18 protein-coding genes are annotated in these 22,156 nt (G+C 46.7%); 13 read left to right on the plus strand and 5 right to left on the minus strand.

The genetic code is table 11. The features are described 5' to 3' along the window. The first annotated feature begins 6 nt into the window (after nucleotides 1–6). From DV872_RS12610 to hydF, 6 genes are all read left to right on the plus strand, one after another. Complete coding sequence (locus tag DV872_RS12610) at nucleotides 7–1,581, plus strand: NAD(P)/FAD-dependent oxidoreductase (RefSeq protein WP_158546953.1); 1,575 nt, start codon at nucleotides 7–9, stop codon at nucleotides 1,579–1,581. Nucleotides 1,582–1,689: 108 nt separating this feature from the next. Further along, nucleotides 1,690–2,967, plus strand: a complete 1,278-nt coding sequence (locus DV872_RS12615) for a glycosyltransferase family 4 protein (protein ID WP_114630296.1) — start codon at nucleotides 1,690–1,692, stop codon at nucleotides 2,965–2,967. 455 nt (nucleotides 2,968–3,422) lie between these two features. Continuing rightward, a complete protein-coding gene (gene hydG, locus DV872_RS12620; protein ID WP_114630297.1) occupies nucleotides 3,423–4,811 on the plus strand; it encodes a [FeFe] hydrogenase H-cluster radical SAM maturase HydG in 1,389 nt (462 codons plus the stop codon). 13 nt (nucleotides 4,812–4,824) lie between these two features. Then, the gene (hydE, locus tag DV872_RS12625; RefSeq protein WP_114630298.1) at nucleotides 4,825–5,871 is read left to right on the plus strand and encodes a [FeFe] hydrogenase H-cluster radical SAM maturase HydE; all 1,047 of its coding nucleotides are present in this window, start codon (nucleotides 4,825–4,827) and stop codon (nucleotides 5,869–5,871) included. Continuing rightward, nucleotides 5,868–7,211: a lyase family protein gene (locus tag DV872_RS12630; RefSeq protein ID WP_114630299.1), complete on the plus strand. Its 1,344-nt coding sequence runs from the start codon at nucleotides 5,868–5,870 to the stop codon at nucleotides 7,209–7,211. The genes hydE and DV872_RS12630 overlap by 4 nt, the downstream gene beginning before the upstream one ends. 1 nt (nucleotide 7,212) lies before the next feature. Then, nucleotides 7,213–8,430 carry a [FeFe] hydrogenase H-cluster maturation GTPase HydF gene (hydF, locus tag DV872_RS12635; RefSeq protein WP_114630300.1) on the plus strand — a complete coding sequence of 406 codons (1,218 nt, stop codon included), beginning with the start codon at nucleotides 7,213–7,215 and terminating at the stop codon, nucleotides 8,428–8,430. 158 nt (nucleotides 8,431–8,588) lie between these two features. On the opposite strand, the gene DV872_RS12640 is transcribed toward hydF, so the two are convergent. Then, a complete protein-coding gene (locus DV872_RS12640; protein ID WP_114630301.1) occupies nucleotides 8,589–8,954 on the minus strand; it encodes a hypothetical protein in 366 nt (121 codons plus the stop codon). Nucleotides 8,955–9,086: 132 nt separating this feature from the next. Between DV872_RS12640 and DV872_RS12645 the strand changes: the two genes are divergently transcribed. The 3 genes from DV872_RS12645 to DV872_RS12655 all read left to right on the plus strand — a co-directional run bounded on the left by DV872_RS12645 (nucleotide 9,087) and on the right by DV872_RS12655 (nucleotide 14,126). Beyond that, the gene (locus tag DV872_RS12645) at nucleotides 9,087–10,268 is read left to right on the plus strand and encodes a sugar MFS transporter (RefSeq protein ID WP_158546954.1); all 1,182 of its coding nucleotides are present in this window, start codon (nucleotides 9,087–9,089) and stop codon (nucleotides 10,266–10,268) included. A 79-nt stretch (nucleotides 10,269–10,347) separates the two neighbouring features. Further along, a complete protein-coding gene (hisS, locus tag DV872_RS12650; RefSeq protein ID WP_114630303.1) occupies nucleotides 10,348–11,655 on the plus strand; it encodes a histidine--tRNA ligase in 1,308 nt (435 codons plus the stop codon). Then, nucleotides 11,652–14,126, plus strand: coding sequence for a helicase-related protein (locus tag DV872_RS12655; RefSeq protein WP_114630304.1), 2,475 nt, complete (start codon nucleotides 11,652–11,654; stop codon nucleotides 14,124–14,126). The genes hisS and DV872_RS12655 overlap by 4 nt, the downstream gene beginning before the upstream one ends. A 14-nt stretch (nucleotides 14,127–14,140) precedes the next feature. On the opposite strand, the gene DV872_RS12660 is transcribed toward DV872_RS12655, so the two are convergent. From DV872_RS12660 to DV872_RS12670, 3 genes are read right to left on the minus strand one after another with little or no spacing between them, the layout of a single operon-like run. Beyond that, a complete protein-coding gene (locus DV872_RS12660) occupies nucleotides 14,141–14,395 on the minus strand; it encodes a Txe/YoeB family addiction module toxin (RefSeq protein WP_114630305.1) in 255 nt (84 codons plus the stop codon). Further along, nucleotides 14,392–14,646 (minus strand): type II toxin-antitoxin system Phd/YefM family antitoxin, encoded by a 255-nt coding sequence (locus tag DV872_RS12665; protein ID WP_114630306.1) that lies wholly within the window; start codon nucleotides 14,644–14,646, stop codon nucleotides 14,392–14,394. The genes DV872_RS12660 and DV872_RS12665 overlap by 4 nt, the downstream gene beginning before the upstream one ends. Nucleotides 14,647–14,685: 39 nt before the next feature. Beyond that, entirely contained in the window at nucleotides 14,686–15,759 is a 1,074-nt protein-coding gene (locus DV872_RS12670; protein ID WP_114630307.1) for a 3-dehydroquinate synthase family protein, read from the minus strand. 88 nt (nucleotides 15,760–15,847) lie between these two features. Between DV872_RS12670 and DV872_RS12675 the strand changes: the two genes are divergently transcribed. Continuing rightward, nucleotides 15,848–17,194, plus strand: coding sequence for a hypothetical protein (locus DV872_RS12675; protein WP_114630308.1), 1,347 nt, complete (start codon nucleotides 15,848–15,850; stop codon nucleotides 17,192–17,194). Nucleotides 17,195–17,263: 69 nt separating this feature from the next. Here DV872_RS12675 and DV872_RS12680 read toward each other — a convergent pair whose 3' ends face one another. Continuing rightward, on the minus strand, nucleotides 17,264–18,019 hold the full coding sequence (locus DV872_RS12680) for a DUF6675 family protein (protein ID WP_114630309.1): 756 nt from the start codon (nucleotides 18,017–18,019) through the stop codon (nucleotides 17,264–17,266). 97 nt (nucleotides 18,020–18,116) lie between these two features. Between DV872_RS12680 and DV872_RS12685 the strand changes: the two genes are divergently transcribed. The 3 genes from DV872_RS12685 to DV872_RS12695 all read left to right on the plus strand — a co-directional run bounded on the left by DV872_RS12685 (nucleotide 18,117) and on the right by DV872_RS12695 (nucleotide 22,001). Further along, nucleotides 18,117–19,196, plus strand: a complete 1,080-nt coding sequence (locus tag DV872_RS12685) for an MraY family glycosyltransferase (protein ID WP_114630310.1) — start codon at nucleotides 18,117–18,119, stop codon at nucleotides 19,194–19,196. Nucleotides 19,197–19,275: 79 nt separating this feature from the next. Further along, nucleotides 19,276–20,514 carry a hypothetical protein gene (locus tag DV872_RS12690; protein WP_147283164.1) on the plus strand — a complete coding sequence of 413 codons (1,239 nt, stop codon included), beginning with the start codon at nucleotides 19,276–19,278 and terminating at the stop codon, nucleotides 20,512–20,514. A gap of 5 nt (nucleotides 20,515–20,519) precedes the next feature. Beyond that, nucleotides 20,520–22,001, plus strand: a complete 1,482-nt coding sequence (locus DV872_RS12695) for an SLBB domain-containing protein (RefSeq protein WP_147283165.1) — start codon at nucleotides 20,520–20,522, stop codon at nucleotides 21,999–22,001. Nucleotides 22,002–22,156: the final 155 nt, after the last annotated feature.

Genomic DNA, 22,156 nt, shown 5'->3' on the forward strand with positions numbered 1-22,156 from the left:
TACAGAATGGCAGCAATCAAACTGGAAAAAGAGTCTATTAAATCCAACTGTAAAATGGATGATAAATACGATCTTATTATCATCGGCTCCGGTATATCCGGCCTGACAACGGCCCTTCTATGGCAGAAAACACATCCCCATGAAAAAATTCTGATAATCGAAAAAGAGCCTTATCCCGGCGGATATGTTACATCCTTTGAGAGAGATGGATTTGTTTTTGAGACAACCCAGCTCTTCCCTGATGTAATTGATATCATGAAATATATGGAGATAGACCTCCCCCTGAAACAGTATAAAAATGATTTTATGCGGCGTTTTATTGTGGAAGGAGAGACGGTCAGAGAGTACCATCTACCTGCAGGAGCGGAGAATCTGAAAAAAGCATTGCAGAAGGAATTTCCTGAAGATGCTGACAAGATTGCAGGACTCTTCGATTACTCTGTGGATCTTTTTAAACAGGTTCGGAGTCTTAAGGCCAATTCTAATTTTGCAGATAAACTTAAAATTCCCTTTTCCGCTCCCAAGGTAGTAAAAAACCTGAATATGACCTATTCCGAACTCCTTGATATGTTCAAGATTGATAACCCCTCCCTCCGGGAGCTGATGGAAACCTTCACCTCCTTTGCAGGAGTACCCCCGGGAAAAGCCTCATCAATCCTGACAACAGGAGCCATGCTCTCTTCAATAAGCCGCTGTTTCAGACCCCTGGGATATTTTGACGGATTTCCGGCAGCAATGGCATCAAATTTCCAGAAAAGAGGGGGAGAACTGCTTCTTAATACTGAAATAAAAGAGATCGTAATCGAAGAAGGCGCCGCCACAGCTGTAAAAATCGGCAATGAAACAGTGAAAGCCGCCAGAATTATAACGACCATAGATCCTATGGTGGCCATGCATAAACTTGTGGGAGACGAAAATCTTCCCAAAAAATATCTGAATAAACTGGATGGCATTATCATGTCATCCTCCTCGTTCAATGTCTCCCTGGGTCTGGATAACAGGATCGATATGTCCAAACTGGATATGGATTATCCCTATATCGTTCTTTCAACAGAACTGGGTACCACAGACAGGCTCTTCGATGCATTTTTAAAGGGTGAAAATGGATTCAGCGAGAAATGCTTTCATCTTGGTGTAATCTGCCCCTCTCTCACAACCGGTGGAAAAAATACAATAACAATCAGGGCGGTTCCTTTTGCTCCCGCCGACTGGCTGGAACTGAGAAAAGAAGACCCGAAGAAATACAAAGCGGAGAAAGATAAATGGGCTGATTTTTTTATCGGAGTTGTAGAGAAGTATATTATCCCCGATCTTCGTAAGCATATTGAGGTGATTGATACAGCCAGTCCGGCTAGCTATGCACGGTATTCGGGATCCCCCACCGGCAGCCTCTACGATATGGCATCACTGGTTACACAGTTCGGTCCGAAACGGCTCTCCATGAAAACCCCCATTAAGAATTTGTATCAGCCGAAGTTCTCCCACGGAATATACGGAACCATGTCGGGTGCCGTGCAGGTTGTTGATCTGCTGATGGATAGAAAGTTCAACGGAGGGGACTCTCTTTTTCACCCCAGGTGAAAACCGGCGGGTAAAAACCTTTGTCCGGAATCTGAAAAAGAAAATAGAGGAAGCCAGAGAGTTTATAATCTATAATATAATTTATGATAATAAAACAGGAGTTCTTCTATGAATAAAAACATTGGATTTATATCATTCAGAATCGCAGGAACCGATGGTGTAAGCCTCGAAATAGCAAAGTGGGCGGAAGTACTTATTGAGCGTGGAAATAAGTGTTTCTACCTGGCCGGAGAGTTGGACAGACCAGCCGAAATATCTATGGTATATCCGGAGCTCCATTTTCAGCATCCTGAAACAAAATCCATCTATGTACAGTGTTTTAATCAGAAAAAAAGACCCGAAGAATTGACAGGCGCTCTCCATCAGAAACGTCAGGAAATAAAAAAAGTTCTTTATGAATTTGTAAAAAAATTTAATCTCGATCTGATCATCCCCCAGAATGCCATAACAATCCCCCTCAACATTCCACTTGCCATGGCGCTCACAGAATTTATTGCAGAAACCAATATGCCTGTCATAGCCCATCACCATGACTTCTTCTGGGAAAGAAAACGCTTTCTGACCAACTGTGTATGGGATTTTATCAATTCAAGTTTTCCACCTCACCTGCCTAATATTCAGCATGTAGTTATTAACTCATCAGGACAGAATCAGCTGGCTCTCCGCACGGGTATCTCATCCACTTTGATTCCCAATGTTATGAACTTTGAAAAAGAGCCCCCTGGAAAGGATTATTACAACAGTGATATCAGGGATGCCCTTGGAGTTAAGGATGATGAACTTCTGATTCTTCAGCCCACTAGAGTTGTTCAGAGGAAGGGTATTGAACATGCCCTCGAGATGGTTTCACGTCTTGATAGAAAAGCAGCATTTGTTATCTCCCATGCATCAGGTGATGAGGGATTTGAGTATGAAAAAAGAGTCAAAGACTATGCCGCACTTCTGAAAGTCAGAGCCATATTTGTTGATGATATAATTATGGATCAGAGAGGAACAACTACTGACGGCAGAAAGATCTATACACTCCAGGATATCTATCCCTATGCAGATTTTGTAACCTACCCCTCCCTGATCGAAGGATTCGGAAACGCATTCCTCGAGACCCTGTGGTTCCGCAAACCCATATTGGTAAATAACTACTCAATCTACTCCACCGACATTAAACCCAAGGGCTTTGAAGTAGTAGAGATTGACGATTTCATCACCGACAAGACAATCGAAGAGGTTCAATTCCTTCTAGATAACCCAAAAGAGGTGGAGAGGATCACCGAAAAGAACTATCAGCTGGCTCTGAAATACTACGGATACAATACGGTAGACATGAAACTGAGCAGTCTTCTGGCTAATATTTACGGGAAAAAAGAATTATATCACTGTGTGGATTAAAACGTAATTACTTACTCAGCATAAATTTATTATCTTATTTAATCGTTTCTAAAATAATAGTTCAAAAAAGCTATTATTTTCCTTGCATTATTAGGCATTACTAACTATATTATAAACAACTAAAGCGAGTTTGTTAAACGGCTTTTGTACTCCCACTCCTGTCAGGATGTCGGATCAAATGACATAGATTCCTTTATAAACAGTTTTTAAAAGCCCCCGTTATGGTGTAAAACGGGGGCTTTTCTTTGTCCAGGATGCAAATTGCATAAAAAACCGTAACATTCGTTACAAATTTATCGATTATTCTTTATCTAATCTTGACTAATTAGCTAATAATAGAAAATACTAGCCCCATCTAAGGACTGTCCGCTGAGAAGCCGGCAACCAAGGAATCACAGCTAGAGAAGCTGAATAAACTAACTGACCCAAGGCATCAATGCTGAAGGAGAGGAACCATGTCAAAACAATATCCGGAATTTCTGAATCATAGTGAACTGAAGAAACTGGCGACCCGCCCTGAACCATCCCTGATGGAACTGAAAATCATTATAAAAAAAGCCATGAAGCTGAAGGGGCTGAACACCGAGGATGCCGCGGCTCTGCTTGGGGTGAACGATTCTGCCCAGATCCAGAGTATTATGGATGCGGCAGAAAAAGCCAAAGAGATCATCTATGGAAAGCGGATGGTCATGTTCGCCCCCCTTTATACTGGAAATCATTGCAGCAATAACTGCCTGTACTGTGGTTTCAGAAAAGATAACAAAGAGATAGTCCGGCGAAAACTGGAACAGGATGAGATAGCTCAGCAGACAAGGATGCTCCTGAAAGAGGGACACAAGAGAGTTCTACTTCTCTCGGGAGAATCCGGACACTACCCCCTGGATTTCCTGAAGGAATCCTTAAAGACAATTTACAGCGTCAAAGAGAATGGAGCTTCTATCCGTCGTGTAAATGTGGAAATAGCACCTCTGACTGTTGAACAGTTTAAAGAGTTGAAAGAGTGCCAGATCGGAACCTATACCTGTTTCCAGGAAACTTATGATCCCGAACTCTACGGTAAATACCATATCAGCGGTCCCAAGGCAAATTATGAAAACCGGCTTTATGTGATGCACAGGGCCATGGAAGCCGGAGTTGACGATGTGGGTATGGGAATTCTTTTCGGCCTTGCTGATCACCGCTATGAAGTACTGGCCCTGATGAAACATGCCGAAGAACTGGAACGTCTTTACAACTGCGGCCCCCATACGGTGAGTGTTCCCAGAATTGAACCGGCACCGGGAGCTGAACTGACAGAAAATGTCCCCTTCCCCGTATCCAATGATGAATTCAGAAAAATCATTGCCGTGATCCGTCTCTCCCTTCCCTATACGGGAATTATCCTCTCCACCAGAGAGTCTGAAGAGCTGAGACAGGAACTCTTCCGCTATGGTATCAGCCAGATTTCCGCCGGATCAAAAACATCCATCGGTGGATATACGGAGGAAGAAAAACAGAACAGCCAGTTTGCCCTGGGAGATCACCGTCCCATGGAAGAGGTCATTAGCGATATGATTGACTCCGGATTTATCCCCTCCTTCTGTACCGGCTGTTACCGCAAAGGTCGTGTAGGACAGGATTTTATGGATATTGCCAAACCGGGACTGATCAGACATTACTGTCTGCCCAACGGCCTGGTCTCCTTTGCCGAATATCTGATGGACTTTGCACAAGAGAAGACCAGAGAGAAGGGTTTTGCATTGATTCACAAGCTCACCGAAGAAGAAACAGATCCTGTAATTAAATCTAATATAACAAGCTCCCTCGAGAGAATCCGGGGTGGTGAAAGGGATATCTACCTTTAAAGGTTATTTATATATGAATGATAAAAAAATAAAGGCACTGAGCCCCCATGAGATAAGTGATCACTATTACAACAGCAGTACCGAGGCACTCAGCCTGCTGGGGGGAGCGGTCTGCCGTACAGTTCATGGTAAATCAGTACTCCTCCGGGGACTCCTTGAATATACAAACCATTGCAGCAGCAACTGCCTCTACTGCGGTATCCGGAAGGATAACAAGCATGTACATCGCTATAGAATTGATGAAAAGTTGCTCCTTGAAGCTGTAAGAGCCGGAACAGACAAGGGCATAAAGACCTTTGTTATCCAGGGGGGAGAGGATTCTGAGTATGACAATGACAGAATCTGCCGTCTTGTTGAGTCCATCAGGGAAGAGACTGAAGGGGAAGCAGCCGTAACCCTGAGCTGCGGGATGAGAACTCCCGATCAATACAGAGCCCTCCGTACGGCAGGGGCCGACAGATACCTTCTTCGTTTTGAGACATCCGACCCCGCTCTGCATAAATATCTGCGAAACGGAAGCAGTCTCAGTGCCCGTCTTAAAGCCCTTGATCATATCAGGGATTCCGGATTCCAGACAGGAAGCGGTTTTATGCTGGGACTCCCGGGAGAAAGGGATGAAACAAGGCTGAACAATATTCTCCTGGCACAGAAACTGGAACTGGATATGGTGGGAATAGGACCTTTTATCCCCCATCCTCAGACTCCCCTGAAAAATGCCAGACAGCGGGATATTGAAATGTCAATAAGGGGTGTTGCACTACTGCGCCTTGCCCTTCCGGAGGCCCATATTCCTGCCACAACTGCCGCGGGTTCACTTCAGAGTGACGGCAGGGAGAGGATGATCGCCGCCGGTGCCAATGTACTGATGCCCAATCTTACTCAGGTGGAATATAAGAAGGATTATCAGCTCTATCCCGGGAAAATTTGTCTTGATGAGAGCGGAATACAGTGTATCAGCTGCCTCTCCATGCGGGTACGCCCCCTTGGACGGGAGCTCTCCTTTGACAGAGGGGATGCCCCCAGAATAAGAAGGGACGATGCCATAGAGAGTCTTGTATGACCCCACTCTACGGATCAGAAACAGCTAAGGCATTAAAAATCCTCGGTCAAGGTCAGACACCGCGAACTCTGATCAAGGCCTTTGCTGAGGTAAAACTGGCAGCCATTCAGGCTCAACAGGAATCTTCCTCCCTCTACCCGGATCTCTACTTTCATACACTCTGCGATGCAGCCCGGGAGATAATACGGGGAGACCATGATAAACATTTCCCACTCCCCCTGACCCAGGGGGGTGCCGGAACCAGTCTTCATATGAATATATGTGAGGTGCTGGCAGCTTTGGCCAATAAAAGTACAAATATAGGAAATGAGTTCAAGGCTCAGCCTCTGGAAGATCTGGCCAGATTCCAGTCAACAAACGATACCTTCTCCACAGCTGTGATCCTGATGAGCTTCCGAATACTGGAAGAGATGGAGACCAGAGTTATCGCCCTGCAGGAGGGTTTAGTTTACAGAGAGACCCTCTACCAGGAGTGGCTTATGTGCGGGCGTACTGAGATGCAGGATGCCCTCCCCATGACCCTGGGTCAGCTCTTCGGAGCCTGGGCGGGACCAGTTGAGCGTGACAGGTGGCGACTCAACAAGGTAACAGAACGTCTCCGCCAGATTCCCCTGGGAGGGACGGCCATCGGCACAGGTTATTCTGCACCCAGAGACTATGTTTTTGCCGCGGAAAAAGCCCTGAGACGGATAACGGGTCTGCCCCTCTGCCGGAGTCAGAACCTCTGCGATCAGGTAGCCCATACAGATGCCCTGGCAGAAGCCGCCCGTGCCATGGGACTCTGTGCCTCTAACCTCTTTAAATGGACAGGAGACCTCCTGATCTATTCATCCTCCTTTCTGGCAGAAATTCCCCAGGAGGAGCAGCAATACGGTTCAACAATCATGCCTTCCAAATCCAACCCCGTGCTGATTGAACTGATCCGTGGACTCAGTCTGGATGTGATCTCCTCCTCGGACCTGATCAGCCGTTACAGCAGTGAAGGACAGCTGCAGCTTAATGCCTACCTCCCCTTTATGGCGGAACATATGATCAGGATATCAGAAAATCTCGGCAGGGCACTCACAACAGCATCGGAGCTGCTTTTACCGGCCCTGAAACCTGACAGAGCCCTTATGGAGAAAAATCTAGTCAACTCTGCGGCCATGGTAAACAGCCTGAGAGATGTTCTGGGATACGGAACAATCAAGGAGCTGCTGCCTGAACTTAAAAAAGCCGGGCTTAACAACAGAAGCGAACTGATCCTCTGGCTTAAAAATGAGAGTGGAATTGAAGAGATAAAAAATATCCGGAATCTGGATGAACACTTCGGTCTGCAACGCCTCACAACAGGAGCATAATATGAATAACTCACAGGAAACGGCCCTTGCCGAGCTGAATAGAATAGTACTTGCGGGAAACAGAAACGCAGGAAAATCATCACTCATGAACAATCTCTTTCAAAAAGAGGTGGCCATTGCCTCGGATACTCCCGGAACCACCACCGATCCTGTCACAAGAAAGATTGAACTGGGAAAACTGGGAATGTGCGGCATAACTGATACTGCCGGACTGGATGATCTGGGAGATCTTGGAGAGCAGAGGGTCCGCAAAAGCCGGGAAAGAATGGCCGGAGCCGACCTGATACTCTTTGTAAGCCCCGCGGATAAAGGAGTCACAAAATCAGAGGAAGAACTTAAGGTCTGGCTGGAAGAGATGAAACTCCCATGGCTGGGAATATTGAGCTTTGCTGATAGAGAAAGGGCCCCTGATAAATCCGATTTTTTCCCGAAAGACCGACGCATAGCAGTTGATAATAGAGAATCCGGCTCATCCCTCCCTCTTATAAAGAAAATGGAAGGTCTGAGCGCAGAGATTGAAAAAGAGATGACCCCCGTAGAGGGACTTGTGAAGGAACAGGATCTTGTACTCCTTGTCACCCCCATAGATCTGGCAGCACCTGCCGGGCGGCTTATCATGCCTCAGGTGGAGACAATCCGTGACCTGTTGGACCGGGACTGTGCCGCCCTGATCGTCAAGGAGAGAGAGCTCTACCATTTTTACAAAAATCTGGGAATCAAACCCTCACTTGTGATCACCGACAGCCAGGCCTTTCATAAGGTTGCAGCGGATATCCCCGAAGATCAGCCACTGACCTCATTTTCTCTCCTCTTTGCACGAAAGAAGGGAAATCCAGTCCAGTTTATAGAGAGCCTGAAGGTCTTAAAGGCTTTTCCTGAGCAGGGACGGGTCCTTGTGATGGAAGCCTGCTCACACCACAGGCAGGCGGAAGATCTTGGGACAGTAAAGATTCCCCGGCTCTTCAGGCAGATGATCTCCAGCCGGGTAGAGTTTGCTCACAGCCGTAAAATGCCTGAAAATCCCGCAGACTGGGATCTGGTAATTCACTGTGGGGGCTGCATGACGACTCAGAATGTAATGCGTGGCAGACTGGATCTGTTTCAGGAAGCTGGAGTGCCGGTGTTGAATTACGGATTGTTTCTGGCCTGGGCCAATGGGCTGCTGCCCAGGGCACTGGAGCCCTTCCCTGACCTGATGGATGTATATGAACGGGACTAAGGATGTAAAGAAATGCCACCCTTGGGGGATTGGTACTACCAGGGCAAGTAACATTGCCCAGGCGGTTTATTAGCCCAGGCCTATGGGTATCACATTCCGGGTCATCTGGACGCGGTTAAAAGTGATATCGTATGTGATATCACATTCCCGGTCAGCAATTACTGACGCTTCATATTTACACTATAGTCGACACCATCATCTCTTTTGAACATCAGAGTAATATCTGTGCTGCCCATTTTATTTGAGATAGTATAATCTCTGCCCGCTTCGTCGCAGCTGAATTTCATCTCAACTTCACCGGCCATAGTGGCTTCCAATTTAAAATTCTCGACCTGATCCTTAAAATCAAAAACAACAGCACCATTCTGTTTGATCATAATATTATCAGATTCAAATACCCAGTAGGCATCATAATTGGTATCGAGCCATTCACCTAGGGGGAATTTTCCAAGATTAATATCTTCGGCGGAAACTACAGAAACGGCCAGCATGGCCAAAAGAAAGAAAAGGACAACTTTTTTCATAAAAACTCCTGATTATTTCAAAGCATTCTGCCTTGATAGATATTCTGCCAAAGCAATAGGGCCCGGCATTTTTATAAGCTGAATTCTAAAACATAAACACACAGCAATCAAATTCCTGATATGATAAAAAATATGAAAGATATGAAAATGACCACAATGGATGTAGCCAGCTCCATAAGTCTGACAGCCTATGCCTCCAGCATGGTGGCCACTCCGATCTGCCTTGTTGCGCTGATGCAGGAGATGAACCTGAACCTCACCGAAGGGGGAAGTATCGAAGTAGTTCGAACCCTTCTGCTGGTGGGGATTCTCCTCATAAGCGGTATGGCCGCTTCCCGCTATGGAAAAACAGCCCTTCTGAACAGCGGAGGATTTCTTCTTGCTGCGGGAATGTTCCTCTATGCCTGGGCGCCTTCGTACCCTGTGGTTCTGGCAGCAATGATTTTTGTGGGGATCGGCGGCGGTTTTCTTGAAGCCCTGATCAATCCACTGGTTCAGGATCTCCATCCCGGTAATTCGGGGCGATACCTGAATGTGGTCAATGCCTTTTTCTCCATCGGGGTCCTGGTGACAGTCCTCTCTGTGGGAGAACTGCTTTCCAGAAACATCAACTGGCGGTCAGTCATGATCGGCCTGGGAGTCTTCTATATATTAATTGCGGTTTTCTTCCTCTTGAGCAGCCGTCATGCCCATAAAACAGGGCAGATTCCAGATAACAGCTATGAAAATCCCATAAGCCATGCCAAAGAACTCCTGGGTAAAAGAAGATTCTGGATCTTTGTACTTGCCATGTTCTGCGGAGGCGGAGTGGAAGCGGCGTACACCTTCTGGAGTGCCAGCTATATTCAGCTCTCCTACGATACCCTTCCCCGCGCGGGGGCCCTGGGCACAGCCCTCTTTGCTTCGGGCATGATTGTGGGTCGTCTTGCCAGTGGATTTATCAAACAGGAGCATCTGCCACGGCTTATTCTTATCTCCGCGGCGGGAGGCCTGGTATTCAGTCTGGGCTTTTTCTTTATCAGTTCACTAGAAGCCCTGATGGTACTCCTCTTTTTCGCCGGTCTGGCAGTAGCCTGTTTCTGGCCAAGTATTCAGTCCTATGCGGCAGACAGAATGGAGGGAGACTCAACCATGCTCTTTATCCTTCTCTCAACGGCAGGGATTCCGGGCTTCTCCATAATTGTATGGACCATGGGAAAAATCGGGGACCTTTTCGGTCTGCGGGCAGCCTTTTTGGTGATACCTCTCCTCTTTATTACTCTCCTTGTGACCATTGGGGCCGAGAGCCGGCGAAAATCGCAGAAGGCAACATAAATATGCATGGCAGCTTCAAGCCTCTGGGCGATGATCACCGAGGCTTGAAATTCATCGCTCTTCGGTACAATATAGGGCTATGAGTAAGATAATTGAGCCCAAGATCCTGAAGGGATTCCGAGATTCCCTTCCGGCAACAGAAATTGAAAGGAAACGGGTGATCCGCCTGTTAGAAGATAACTTTGAAGGCTACGGCTTTGTACCCATCGATACACCCGTTCTTGAATACACAGAAGTACTCCTTGGAAAAGGGAGCGGAGAGACAGATAAACAGATGTACCGCTTCCTGGATAACGGCAAACGGGATGTGGCCATGCGCTTTGACCTGACCATCCCCTTTGCCCGCTTTATGGCAAAAAACAGAAGCGATCTCTACCTCCCCTTTAAACGCTACCACATCAACAAAGTATGGCGTGGTGAAAATACACAAAAAGGCCGTTACCGGGAATTTACCCAGTGCGACTTTGACATTGTAGGAACAGACTGTGCCTCAGCGGATTTTGAAATCCTTATGATGATGCGCCGCTCCCTGAAGGTTCTTGATATCCCCAGCTGTACCATCCATATGAACCACAGAGGAATCTTCAACCGATTCCTGGATCTCCTTGGTTTGCGGGAACAGAGCGAAGAAGTCCTTAGAACCGTAGACAAACTGGCCAAGATAGGCCGGGATGAAGTAATGCGGATTCTTACTGAACTCTCCAGCGGGGAAAGTGCAGAAAAGATTCTGGACTTCATTAAGAAAGAGGAGAGTTTTACAGCCACCCTTAACAAGATGGAAAATCTGGCGGGAGGACCCGACGATGATACGCAGCGTCTGAAGGAGATTTATTCCTATATTCAGGAGCTGGGCCTGGAAGATGCCTTTGAGCTGAATCCCTCCATCACCAGAGGTCTGGACTACTACACAGGAATCGTTTATGAAACCTTCCTGGATGAACTGCCCGGTATCGGCTCAGTATGTTCAGGAGGACGATATAATAACCTGGCGGAACTCTACACAAAAGAGTCCCTCCCCGGCGTGGGGAGCTCCATCGGCCTTGACCGCCTTATGGCAGGACTTGCGGAACTGGGACACACAAACGATAAAAACAGCAACACAGGAGTATTGATACTCAATATGGACCCTACCCTTGTGGGCTATTACCACAGTCTGGCAGAAGATTTCCGGGAAGCCGGAATAAACTGCGAGGTGTACCATGAATCAAAGAAATTCGGACCCCAGTTTAAATTTGCAGAGGCCAAGGGAATCCCCCTGGCTATAATCTGCGGCAGTAACGAAAAAGAAGCGGGCACGGTGAATCTCAAAAACCTGAACACCAGGGAAAGTTTTGAGGGACTGTCGCCTAAGGATGCCATACAAAAGGCAGGAGAAATCATCGATTGAATTTTAAAGATCTACCAGTCTACCGGGAAAAAGCCCGTATCTTGAAGAGCCTTGAGAACCATCAGGTTGTAATCGTGGAAAGCCCTACGGGATCGGGTAAAACAACCCAGATTCCCCTTATCCTTCACGAGGCGGGATACACATCCCGGGGGATGGTAGGCGTCACACAGCCAAGGCGCATTGCCACCTTGAGTGTTTGTGACTACATAGCCAAACAGACCGGCAGTAAAGTGCCCGGCATGGTTGGCTATAAGATGAGATTCGAAGACAATACCCTTCCTGAGACCCGGATGAAGATCATGACAGACGGTACTCTCCTTCAGGAGATGAAAACCGATCCCATGCTTCACCAGTATTCTGTAATTATGGTTGATGAGGCCCATGAACGAAGCCTCAATATCGACTTTATCCTGGGACTCCTCAAACACATCCTGGCAGAACGTACAGATTTCAAGGTTATTATTTCATCGGCCACAATAAATGCGGCTGTCTTTTCTGAATATTTTGACAAGGCTCCCATTGTGAGCATAGATACTCCCGTATACCCCGTAGCCATGGTCTATGATCCACCTGCCAAGATGGGCGACTACGATCAGCTTACTGCCAAAATCGTTCAAATCGTAGAAAGGGCCGTCAATGACCGCCGGAAAGGTGATGTCCTGGTATTTCTTTCTGGAGAAAAACTAATTAAAGATACAGTTGCCGCCCTGAACCTCTCCAGCGTCCGTAAAAAACTGGTGCTCCAGCCTCTTTATGGGCGTTTGAGCAAGGAAGAGCAGGAGAGAATCTTTATCAAGACACCCTTCGGCAAGACCAAGGTTGTTGTCTCAACAAATATCGCAGAGACTTCTGTCACCATCGAAGGAATTACTGCGGTAATCGATTCGGGACTGGCTAAACAGAATTTTTATAACCCCAGAACCTTCACCTCTTCATTGATAGAAACAGAAATTTCCCAGGCCTCGGCCAATCAGAGACGGGGACGTGCAGGTCGAACCCAGCCGGGAACCTGCTACCGTCTATACCCCAAGGATTCATTCCCGGGAAGGCTCCTTTTTACAAAGGAAGAGATATACAGAACCGACCTGGCGGAAGTAGTACTCAGGATGGCAGAACTGGGAATCAGCGATTTCCAGAGCTTCGACTTCATATCCCCTCCGGGACGCAAAGGAATTCTGGGCGCTATTGAAACCCTGAAACTCCTGGACGCTCTTGATAGTAATAACAAACTCACCTCCATCGGTAGGATGATGACTCCCTTTCCCCTGATGCCGCGGCATGCCAGGATGATAGTGGAAGCCATTATGAACTACCCCGATGTTATAAAAGAGACCCTGATTGCCGCCGCTTTTTTGAGCACCAACAGCCCCTATCTCCTCCCCCAGGGAGAAGAGATGGAAGCAAGGCGTGCCCATCACCAGTTCAGAGACAGCCGGGGAGACTTCGTTGCCTACCTCAGACTATTCAACAACTTTTTGACCAACAGCGATCAGACAGGATTCTGTAAGCGTTACTATCTTGAAGAGAGAACCATGCATGAACTGGTCAATATTCAGGGTCAGCTTGAAGATATAGTACGGAATATGGAAATACCCATCTCGGAGGGTGGTGAACTGGATGACTATCTGTGTGCATGTGCCAGAGGACTGATTCAGTTTGTCTGCGTGAGAGCAGGCCGCAGTTATAAGAGCCTTACGGCCGACCGCATTCTGATTCACCCCGGTTCTACAATGTTCAGGGAGAATCCTCCCTTTCTGGTAGCCGGAGAGATTGTCCGCACCAGCCAGACCTATGCCCGCTCTGTCAGTCCCTTAACCCGGCAGCTGATCAGCAAGACCAGCAAGGAACTAGCCCTTAAGCTTGAACCTCAGGGTGTGATGAAGGAGAAAAAGAAAAAACGTGATACCTCTCAGGAGATCACTATCGGACGCAGCTCCTTTCCAATTATCCAGCCTAAGAAGGGAAAAAAGAAGATGGCTCTGGTGGACTGGAACTCAGCCTGGAAAGAGCTTAAAACAATGGCTCCCGAACAATGGCCCGACTATAAGGGTATGAAGGGTATCCTCAGCTGGGATGGCAGGGAGATTCTCTCCGGTCTCCAGCTGAATATGATGTTTAAGTTGATCACCAGCATAAATCCCAAAAAAGACATCCTCAGCGGCATCCCTGACAAGAACTACGACAAAGACAACGCCAAACATATGAACGAACTGGCCGAAAATATGCATATACTTCTTAAAATCTCGGCCTCAGGAAAGAGAAAGAAGTCAAATTACGGCATTATCACCCTGCAGACCGACGGTGAGGGGCATTACTGGTTCCGTTCTGTCAGTAATTTCACAGCAGCGGTAAATGAGTCGCTGGCGTCACTTGAAGTTCTGGCGGATCAGGTATCCGAGGAGATGAGCAGTGATCAGTGGGGCATGGTGAATAAGGCCTACCGCCGGGTGGACAGTTTTATTTCTTTATAACCTAAAAAAGGTACTTAGTAGTGATAACGACAGGAAATGATCTCGATTGAGTTATTCCTTATCCTGTATACAATCCTATGTTCCTGATCTATTCGTCTGGACCAGCACCCCTGAAGATTATGCTTCAGGGGTTCAGGCTTCCCTGTTCCTGCAAATGGATCTCTTTGTATCCCTTTGATTAATTCATTAATTTTTCGTAGCACTTTTCTATCGTTCTGCTGCCAATAGAGGTAATCTTGCCATGACAGATCATGAAATGAAATAATCATTCTTCAATAAGTTCTTTTTGAAAAGTTCTGCCTTCGTCAAATGCTTTCAAGCCATCCATTAGGTGATCAGTATTTGCTTTTGTAGAAAGTAGGTACTGAGTCTCAATCATACTGTTATAATCCTCCATGGATAGGAGCACAACATTCTCATTATTTTTACGTGTAATAATCAGAGGATCATGATCTTCACAGACCTGATCCATATGGTTTTTGAGATTATTTCTTAATTCAGTGTAGTTTACTGCATTCATAAGTACAGAATACTGTACTTAAACTCTCAGGTCAAACTCTCAGCGGCCCGATTTCAAAATTTCAAGCACAAATTCGGGTTCAAGATATTCGATACGGATGTCCTGGGGGCCTGCGGGGATGATGTAGCGCAGGCGTCCGCCTTTTTTCTTCTTGTCCATCTGCATGGCCCGGAGCATGGCTTCGGGGGATTCCGAGGCATCCAGTTTATAGCCTAAATCACGGAAAAGCTCTTTCAGGGATTCTGCCCAGTCCTGATGGGCAAGCCCCATTGCAACTGAGGCATCCAGTGCTTTGCCCATTCCCCAGACAACTCCCAGACCGTGGGCCCAGCGGAACTCACTGACAGCCTCAAGGGCATGGCCGAAGGTGTGACCAAGGTTTAAATAAGCCCGTCTGCCCTTCTCTCTCAGGTCCTCTTCTACCAGAGCACCCTTTACCAGCATGCAGCGGCGGATAATATCTTTCAGGATTTCGGGATCACGGGCCTTAAGGGCTTCTTTATTATCACGGATCAAATCCATCAGTTCGGCATCGCCGATGATGGCGGTTTTAATGACCTCACCCATACCGGCCCAATACTCCGCTTCAGGAAGAGTCTTTAATATTTCGGGGCATATTCTCACCTCTTCTGCGGGGTAGAAGGAACCTATCATGTTTTTATAGACTCCCGCATCGATGCCTGTTTTGCCCCCCAGGGCGGCGTCCACCATGGAGAGGAGGGATGTGGGAATTAAAATCACCCGGCAGCCCCTCATATAAAGACTTCCCGCAAAGGCGGTCATATCGGTGACAACTCCACCGCCGGCTCCGCAGATGATTGAGTCACGGGCCAGCCCTTTTTTCATTGCAAGTTTGAGGATGCTGTCTACCGCCGGCCACTGTTTGCCCTCTTCACCTGGGGTGAGGATAATTTCGGGCAGGGGGCCTGAATCAATTCCGGTTTCGTACCTCGAACCTGAAGCTTGCTCAACGCCCGAGGGCCGGCTGATCAAAGATTCTGTGTTGCTGTCGGCCACAAAAAGTGCCGTGTACTGAGGGAAGAGTTCATTCATATTGTAAAAGGCGGCTCTGCAGGGAAATCCACCAAAAGTAAAGTCTTTAATAAGTTCCATAATTTATTCCTTTGAGTTTAAGTATAAAGAGTCAGGGATAAGGGGTAAAGACTTGAGCCAATCCTAAGGGCTGTGATAATCTGTCGCCATGAAACGACATATAATTATTGCACTTTTTACAATGATCTGCGCAGCGGGAATTACTGCACAGGATTCACAGGATGTAGAGAAAACTCAGGGTATCCATAAACTGGAACGCTATGATTTTGATATAAACGGTAAGACCCGTGAAAATGCCCTGATAAGAGAGATGGATCTTAAGACAGGGACCGAGTTTGCAGACCTGGACTCTCTTGAGAAGGCCGTTGCCCGTCAGGAACAGGACCTTGTTAACCTCAGGGTTTTTAAGGAAGTCAGCCTGACCCTGGGAGAAGGAATCATCGAGGGAGAGAACACATTCTACCCTGTAATGGTGAAAGCAGCGGATAGCTGGACAATCCTGCCCATCCCCTATCCCAAGTACAGCTCGGATGACGGATTCCGTCTGGGGCTGAAGACTTATTACGATAATGCATTCGGTTCCTTAAATGATCTTTATCTGGGGATGAACGTCACCTTCAGGGATGATGATTATTATGAAAAATGGAAGGTTACCGAGTGGACCGTAAATCCCCAGTTGAACGGTGTGAAAATCGGTCCCCTGGAGTATGACTTCTCCTTTATGCAGGAATATGCCATGGATGAGAAGAAAGATGAGGGTGTACTGGTAGAGCGTTTTAACTACCACAGTACTTCTATCAGTGTAGGTACAAAACTCAGTTTCGGAAAAGAAAATAAATTTTATTACCGTATTCAGCCAAGTTTCGGTGCAAACTACGCTTACAGCGGCCTTGGGTATGATGGAAAAGAAGAACCTATTTACCTGAGTTTTGATCATGGCGGCGGTTACAGCAAGGTGGACTGGATAGGTAATTTCCGCCAGGGATTCAGTGCAACAGCTGGTAACAGCCTCCGTTATGTGTACCGCTCCGACAGAAGTGATATGTTTAAAACATCCATAGACGGATCTGTAAACTACTATCATATCATTCACCCCAGAATTAACTATTCCACCAAGCTTTACGGAATTATGAGCCTCAATGACGAGCTCACTGGTCTTGGCAGTAACTTAAGAGGTGTGGAGGGAAGCACCATGTTCGGCCATGGCGGTCTGTTCTACTCCAATGACTTCAACATTGCAGTCATCAAATGGAAAGGTGTGGGTGAAGCTCAGTTTCAGCCCTTCTTTGATATCGGGTTTGCCCGGGAAGAGGGAACTAAACTCGAATGGGATGATGACCTGCGCTACAGTACTGGTGCCGACTTTATCCTCTATCTGGATAAGCTGAAGGGGCTCCATGCCAGAGCCAGTATCGGTGTGGACCTGAGCAGCGACCTGCCATTTTCAGACTTCAACAAGTACGGGATTGAGATTACCAGTTCTCTGGCCTACTGATCCAATAAGTTTTACTTACAAAAAAATAACTCCCCATTCACGGGGAGTTATTTTTTTTCTCCGAAAGGCCTAAGGGTACGTCTGGTTTGAAAACCAGGTCTGCAGTGAACTCATGCGGTGATCGAAGGACTGATCCAGGTGCATCTTGATACCGAAGGTCTCTCCCAGACGGAAGGCGGCCATTCCATAAAAAAGCAGTTCCTCTTCACCTGGAATAATAACCATCTCGATTCTGAGACGCTGATTCCGCAGTACGGGGAACATCTTATATCTGATGGTGGTGGCATTAATCATTGTCAGACGGATGGCATCATCACTGACGGTGTAGGTGACTTCGTGCCAGGCCTTACCGAAGGTGGTGTCTTCCTGAAAAACTGTCAGAGTGTAAGGTTTATCGGGGAGTGATGTAAAAACGGGATCATCAATGATCCTGTTGCTCCATTTCTTTTCGACAGGATAGGCATCTGAGAGGTAGGGATACATGGCCTGTCGGCTGCCGGACCAGTATTCGATCCCCTTAAGGGTACTGACATGGGAAATGCTCTGCAGAATATGGAGCATCATATCCTCCTCGGCCACATCGGGGAGGGGCATTCTATAGAGAAGCTCTACAATACCGCTGGGTTGAAAATCTCTCAGGTCCCGTTCCAGGACTGCCCTTTCCTGAACCCGGGGCATCAGAACCAGCTTAGAACTCTCTTCAACAAAGCTGAGATCCCTATGGATAAAGTTGACACCCTCTTTTTCAGGAGGCTCTGCGGCAAGGGGTGAAAGGAGAGCCAGAAACAGAATGGTTCCAAGAACTGTGATTTTTTGATTATTCATAAGACAAATATATTAAAAGAATTCCTTATGGACAAGGCTTAGGGGCTTAATGTATTATGTCTTGTAAGTTAAAACATGGTTCTTAATAAAGGTTTTCATGGAAAATAACAGTCTTCTTCTAGCATTCACCGCCACTACCCTGGCTTTCTTACTTAATCTGTATATTACACCCTACCTTATATATCTATCCCGCAAAAAGAATTGGTTTGATGATGCCGAGGATGAACGCAAAATTCATACGGGCCAGATATCCCGTCTGGGTGGAATAGGGATCATAGGATCACTTATCATATCCGGGTTTGTTACCTGTCTGGTAACAGCGCAGCTGATGAAGTCTTCCATTATCTTCAGACTGTCTGAACATCATAATGCCTGGTTTATACTCGCAGGCGCCCTGATTATCTATATTATAGGTCTGCTGGATGATTTTACGGATCTGAAGGCCAGAGTCAAACTGGCGGGTCAGATTATTGCTTCTGTTCTGGTGGTCATCGGCGGAGCCCAGATAAGGGCCTTCTCCATACCCTTTACAGAAATAACCCTGCAGCTGGGCTGGTTCGGCCCGGCTCTGACCATGCTTTGGCTCATAGGAATGACCAATGCCATCAACCTGATTGACGGAATGGACGGACTCTCTGCGGGGATCTCTTCCATGGCCTGTTTCATCTATGGAATAGCTTTTTTTGTAAATGGACAGCCTATGCTCTCCATTATCAGCTTTACCCTCCTGGGTTCTATAATGGGATACCTTTTCTACAACTTCCCCCCTGCCAAAATATTTATGGGAGATTCCGGAAGCCTGAGTCTGGGGTTTATCCTGGCCCTTCTTCCCCTATTGGGAGCTCCTGAATCGGGAGACAGCCTGATTATGCCCGTTGTGATGCTGGCCATTCCTATTACGGATGTACTGGCAGCCATGTTGCGGCGTAAGAGAAAGGGACAACACTTTTTTGAGCCTGATAAGGAACACATGCATCATAAACTGCTTGATCTTGATCTGGATGCCCGACAGGTGCTCTCACTTGTAGTGGGACTTCAGATTCTTTCAGGATTCGCCATTTTGATTTTCGGGTTTGTAGAGGGACCTCTTCGCTATTTGCCCGTACTGATCGCTCTCTGCCTGGTGGCATCTCTCTTTTTATATCTACACTGGGACAGACATTATAAAAAAAAATAGAGCCGCCTCCTCTGAAGACGCTCTCAAGATTCAATAAGCTTTACATTTGCCTCTTTTTCCCGTAGAATCCTCTGTAATTATGAATCATGAAAACATGCCCACAAACCTGCCCCCACAGGGCAATACAACGGAAGATGAAATCGATCTGCTTGATCTTATCGGTGTCCTCTTTAAACACAAATTATTGATTATCGGAATAACCGGCCTTGCCGCCGTGTTTATACTTATTTATTCAATTATCTCCTTGAAACTGCCGGCAGAAAAAAGCTACCTGCCCAACTTCTACACTCCCAAGTCATTGGTTATAATTAATGACAGCAGCTCGGGAGGAGGACTGTCAAGTATGCTTAACTCATCGGGCCTTGGAAGCCTTGCGGCATTGGCCGGTGTAAGCGGCGGGGGAAGCAGTAACAGCGCCCTGGCGGAAAAGCTGGCCAAGAGCAATACCATGGTGGATATTCTGGGAGCTGAATTTAAATTGGCAGAAATTTATGAAACACAAGAAGCTAAATTTCCTGTTACAGAATTACGAGCAGAGATCAGAAAGAAATTAACTCTGGTAGCTGATGAATCAACTGGTACCATGGAAATTGGTTTTGAGGATATAGACCGGGATCTTGCAACCAAAATTACCAATCGTACAGTTGAACTTCTGGAAAACGAATTTATCAAAATAGATGCGGTCTCCAATCAGAGTCAGAAAACACTTCTGGAACGGAAGATTGCCGATGTTGAACTGGAAATAGAGAATCTGGAGAAAGAGTATGTTGATTTTCAGAGCAGATACGGCATTCTGGATGCCGAAGTCATGGCAGAGTCCTTTACAACCCAGGTGATGACTATAAAAACACAAATAATTAATCTGGATGCTGAGATCTCCTCTTTAAACACAACGGCGGGAAGAGAAAATCCCATGATGGCAGAACGGTTCAGAAGCAAACAGGCTCTTATGGAATCACTCCGGGTTCTTGAGGAGGAGGGTGCCTACGGCCTCCCCTCCATGAAGGAGATGAGCTCCTATCTTATTGAGAATGAACGGCTGAAACGTGAAATTCAGGTACAGGCCGCCATATATCTGGGCGTTCTGCAGCAGTACGAGATGATCAAGCTTTCAGACCGGGGAACAGGCCCCACCTTCCAGGTAATTGAACTGGCTGAGGTTCCGGAGATGAAGTCCGATCCCAGCAGAGGGAAGCTTTGTGTGATCGTGACTATGGCCGCTTTTTTCCTCAGCATCTTTGCCGCTTTTCTTATAGAATTCTGGCAGAACCTGAAACAGGACCCAGAAAGAATGAAAAAACTCCGGGGAGAAGTTTGATAACAATGAAAAAAACTCTAAAGATTCTTTTAATATTGGGATTAACCCTGATATGCGTCGGTCCTCTGACTGCTATAACAGGCTCATCCACTGAAAGGACAGCCAAGGCAGCCGTGAGCCCCACCTACCCTGTCACCCCGGGAGATACTTACAGCGTCAGCTATACCATGAGCCGGGACGCCTTTACGGTCTATCTTACTGTTGATAAAAACTATCTGGCTCAGGTTCCCGGATTCGGTCAGTTTCAGACAGAAGGGATGACCTATTACGAGCTAAAGGCGGAAGTTGAGAATCTTGTAAATGATATTTTTCCAGGTTCAGGCCCTGTAATGACTATCAGCAACCCCGGAGTCTTTGAAGTACTGATGAAGGGAGAGGTCCTTGTTTCACAGGAAGTGCCTACCTGGAGTTTCGAACGTCTCAGTACAATTGTAGAGACTACTAAAACTGATTATACCTCCTACAGAGATGTGGAAATAATCTCCCGCGACGGCAGCAGCCGGATTGTAGACCTCTTTCTGGGTAGACGGACAGGGGATATGACCCAGGATCCTTACCTGGAGTTTGGTGATACAATTATCCTGCAGCCCTATGATCGGCAGGTTTTACTTGAAGGTCAGGTTAAAAGGCCGGGAGCCTATCAACTGAGAGAGGGTGAAAACCTTCAGGATCTTATATCAATATTGGGAAACGGTTTTACCAATATTGCAGATAAGAACAGAGTACATGTTAGGCGGATTCTGGGAAATCCAGAGGGGAACGGAAGCAGTTATTATCAGGATATGTCAGCTGATGATGCAGATCTTGTACTGATGGACCGTGACCAGATCACAATACGTACCTGGACCAACTACATGCCCGTTGTCTATCTTCAGGGTGCCGTGGGTGTCACAGAGGAAGGAACTTCAGTATCCTCAAAGGTTCCCGTAAATATCAGCGAGGGAGAACTTCTCTCTTCGGTGATGAGAAAGGCTCAGGATCAGTTTACAAAAGTATCTGATCTGGAGCATGTCTCGATTGTCCGTTATGCCACGGGAGAGTCCATCGATGTGAATGTGGATGAGCTTCTGTTAAGCGGAACTCCCGATGAAGACATTGTATTGGAAGACAGGGATATGATTATTGTCCCCTTTACTCAATACTATGTTTATGTGACAGGAGAGGTTATGAGTCCCGGCCGCTTCCCTTTTATCATTAATAAGTCATTCGACTATTACCTTGGACTGGCGGGTGGATTCAATATTGACGGTCATAGTGGAATGAAGGTGAGAATTACCGATGTATATGGTAATAAACATAAGCAGAAAGAGAGAATTATTCAGCCGGAAGATGTAATTTTCGCTCCCCGGAATAATCCAATATTCTGGATAGGCAAATACGGTGGAGATATTGCGGTATTGACTGCCTCACTCACCTCACTGATTATCCTGGTGAACTATGCTGGTAATATGGCTAACGATAACTATAACCCCATCCCAACTCCCTAAAAGAATTGGTTTAAAAGAACAAAAAAAAGGGGCTGTTGCAAAAGTCTAATAGACTAAAGCAGCAGCCCTTTTTAATTATGTATATATTGAATAGAACCTGACCTACTACAAAAAGGGACCGCAAAGCGGTCCCAACGTGCTACTATTTGTTTAAC

The organism is Oceanispirochaeta sp. M1, from assembly GCF_003346715.1.
Lineage (GTDB): Bacteria > Spirochaetota > Spirochaetia > DSM-2461 > DSM-2461 > Oceanispirochaeta.

What these genes read in the sequence shown, in the direction of transcription:
- DV872_RS12670 (WP_114630307.1), bottom strand. Translation starts at nt 15,759, where the DNA reads ATGGAACTTATTAAAGACTTTACTTTTGGTGGATTTCCCTGCAGAGCC.
- DV872_RS12695 (WP_147283165.1), top strand. Translation starts at nt 20,520, where the DNA reads ATGAAAAAAACTCTAAAGATTCTTTTAATATTGGGATTAACCCTGATA.
- DV872_RS12680 (WP_114630309.1), bottom strand. Translation starts at nt 18,019, where the DNA reads ATGAATAATCAAAAAATCACAGTTCTTGGAACCATTCTGTTTCTGGCT.
- DV872_RS12645 (WP_158546954.1), top strand. Translation starts at nt 9,087, where the DNA reads ATGAAAGATATGAAAATGACCACAATGGATGTAGCCAGCTCCATAAGT.
- hisS (WP_114630303.1), top strand. Translation starts at nt 10,348, where the DNA reads ATGAGTAAGATAATTGAGCCCAAGATCCTGAAGGGATTCCGAGATTCC.
- DV872_RS12665 (WP_114630306.1), bottom strand. Translation starts at nt 14,646, where the DNA reads ATGAATGCAGTAAACTACACTGAATTAAGAAATAATCTCAAAAACCAT.
- DV872_RS12675 (WP_114630308.1), top strand. Translation starts at nt 15,848, where the DNA reads ATGAAACGACATATAATTATTGCACTTTTTACAATGATCTGCGCAGCG.
- DV872_RS12615 (WP_114630296.1), top strand. Translation starts at nt 1,690, where the DNA reads ATGAATAAAAACATTGGATTTATATCATTCAGAATCGCAGGAACCGAT.
- hydE (WP_114630298.1), top strand. Translation starts at nt 4,825, where the DNA reads ATGAATGATAAAAAAATAAAGGCACTGAGCCCCCATGAGATAAGTGAT.
- DV872_RS12630 (WP_114630299.1), top strand. Translation starts at nt 5,868, where the DNA reads ATGACCCCACTCTACGGATCAGAAACAGCTAAGGCATTAAAAATCCTC.
- hydF (WP_114630300.1), top strand. Translation starts at nt 7,213, where the DNA reads ATGAATAACTCACAGGAAACGGCCCTTGCCGAGCTGAATAGAATAGTA.
- DV872_RS12640 (WP_114630301.1), bottom strand. Translation starts at nt 8,954, where the DNA reads ATGAAAAAAGTTGTCCTTTTCTTTCTTTTGGCCATGCTGGCCGTTTCT.
- DV872_RS12690 (WP_147283164.1), top strand. Translation starts at nt 19,276, where the DNA reads ATGAATCATGAAAACATGCCCACAAACCTGCCCCCACAGGGCAATACA.
- hydG (WP_114630297.1), top strand. Translation starts at nt 3,423, where the DNA reads ATGTCAAAACAATATCCGGAATTTCTGAATCATAGTGAACTGAAGAAA.
- DV872_RS12660 (WP_114630305.1), bottom strand. Translation starts at nt 14,395, where the DNA reads ATGATTATTTCATTTCATGATCTGTCATGGCAAGATTACCTCTATTGG.
- DV872_RS12610 (WP_158546953.1), top strand. Translation starts at nt 7, where the DNA reads ATGGCAGCAATCAAACTGGAAAAAGAGTCTATTAAATCCAACTGTAAA.
- DV872_RS12685 (WP_114630310.1), top strand. Translation starts at nt 18,117, where the DNA reads ATGGAAAATAACAGTCTTCTTCTAGCATTCACCGCCACTACCCTGGCT.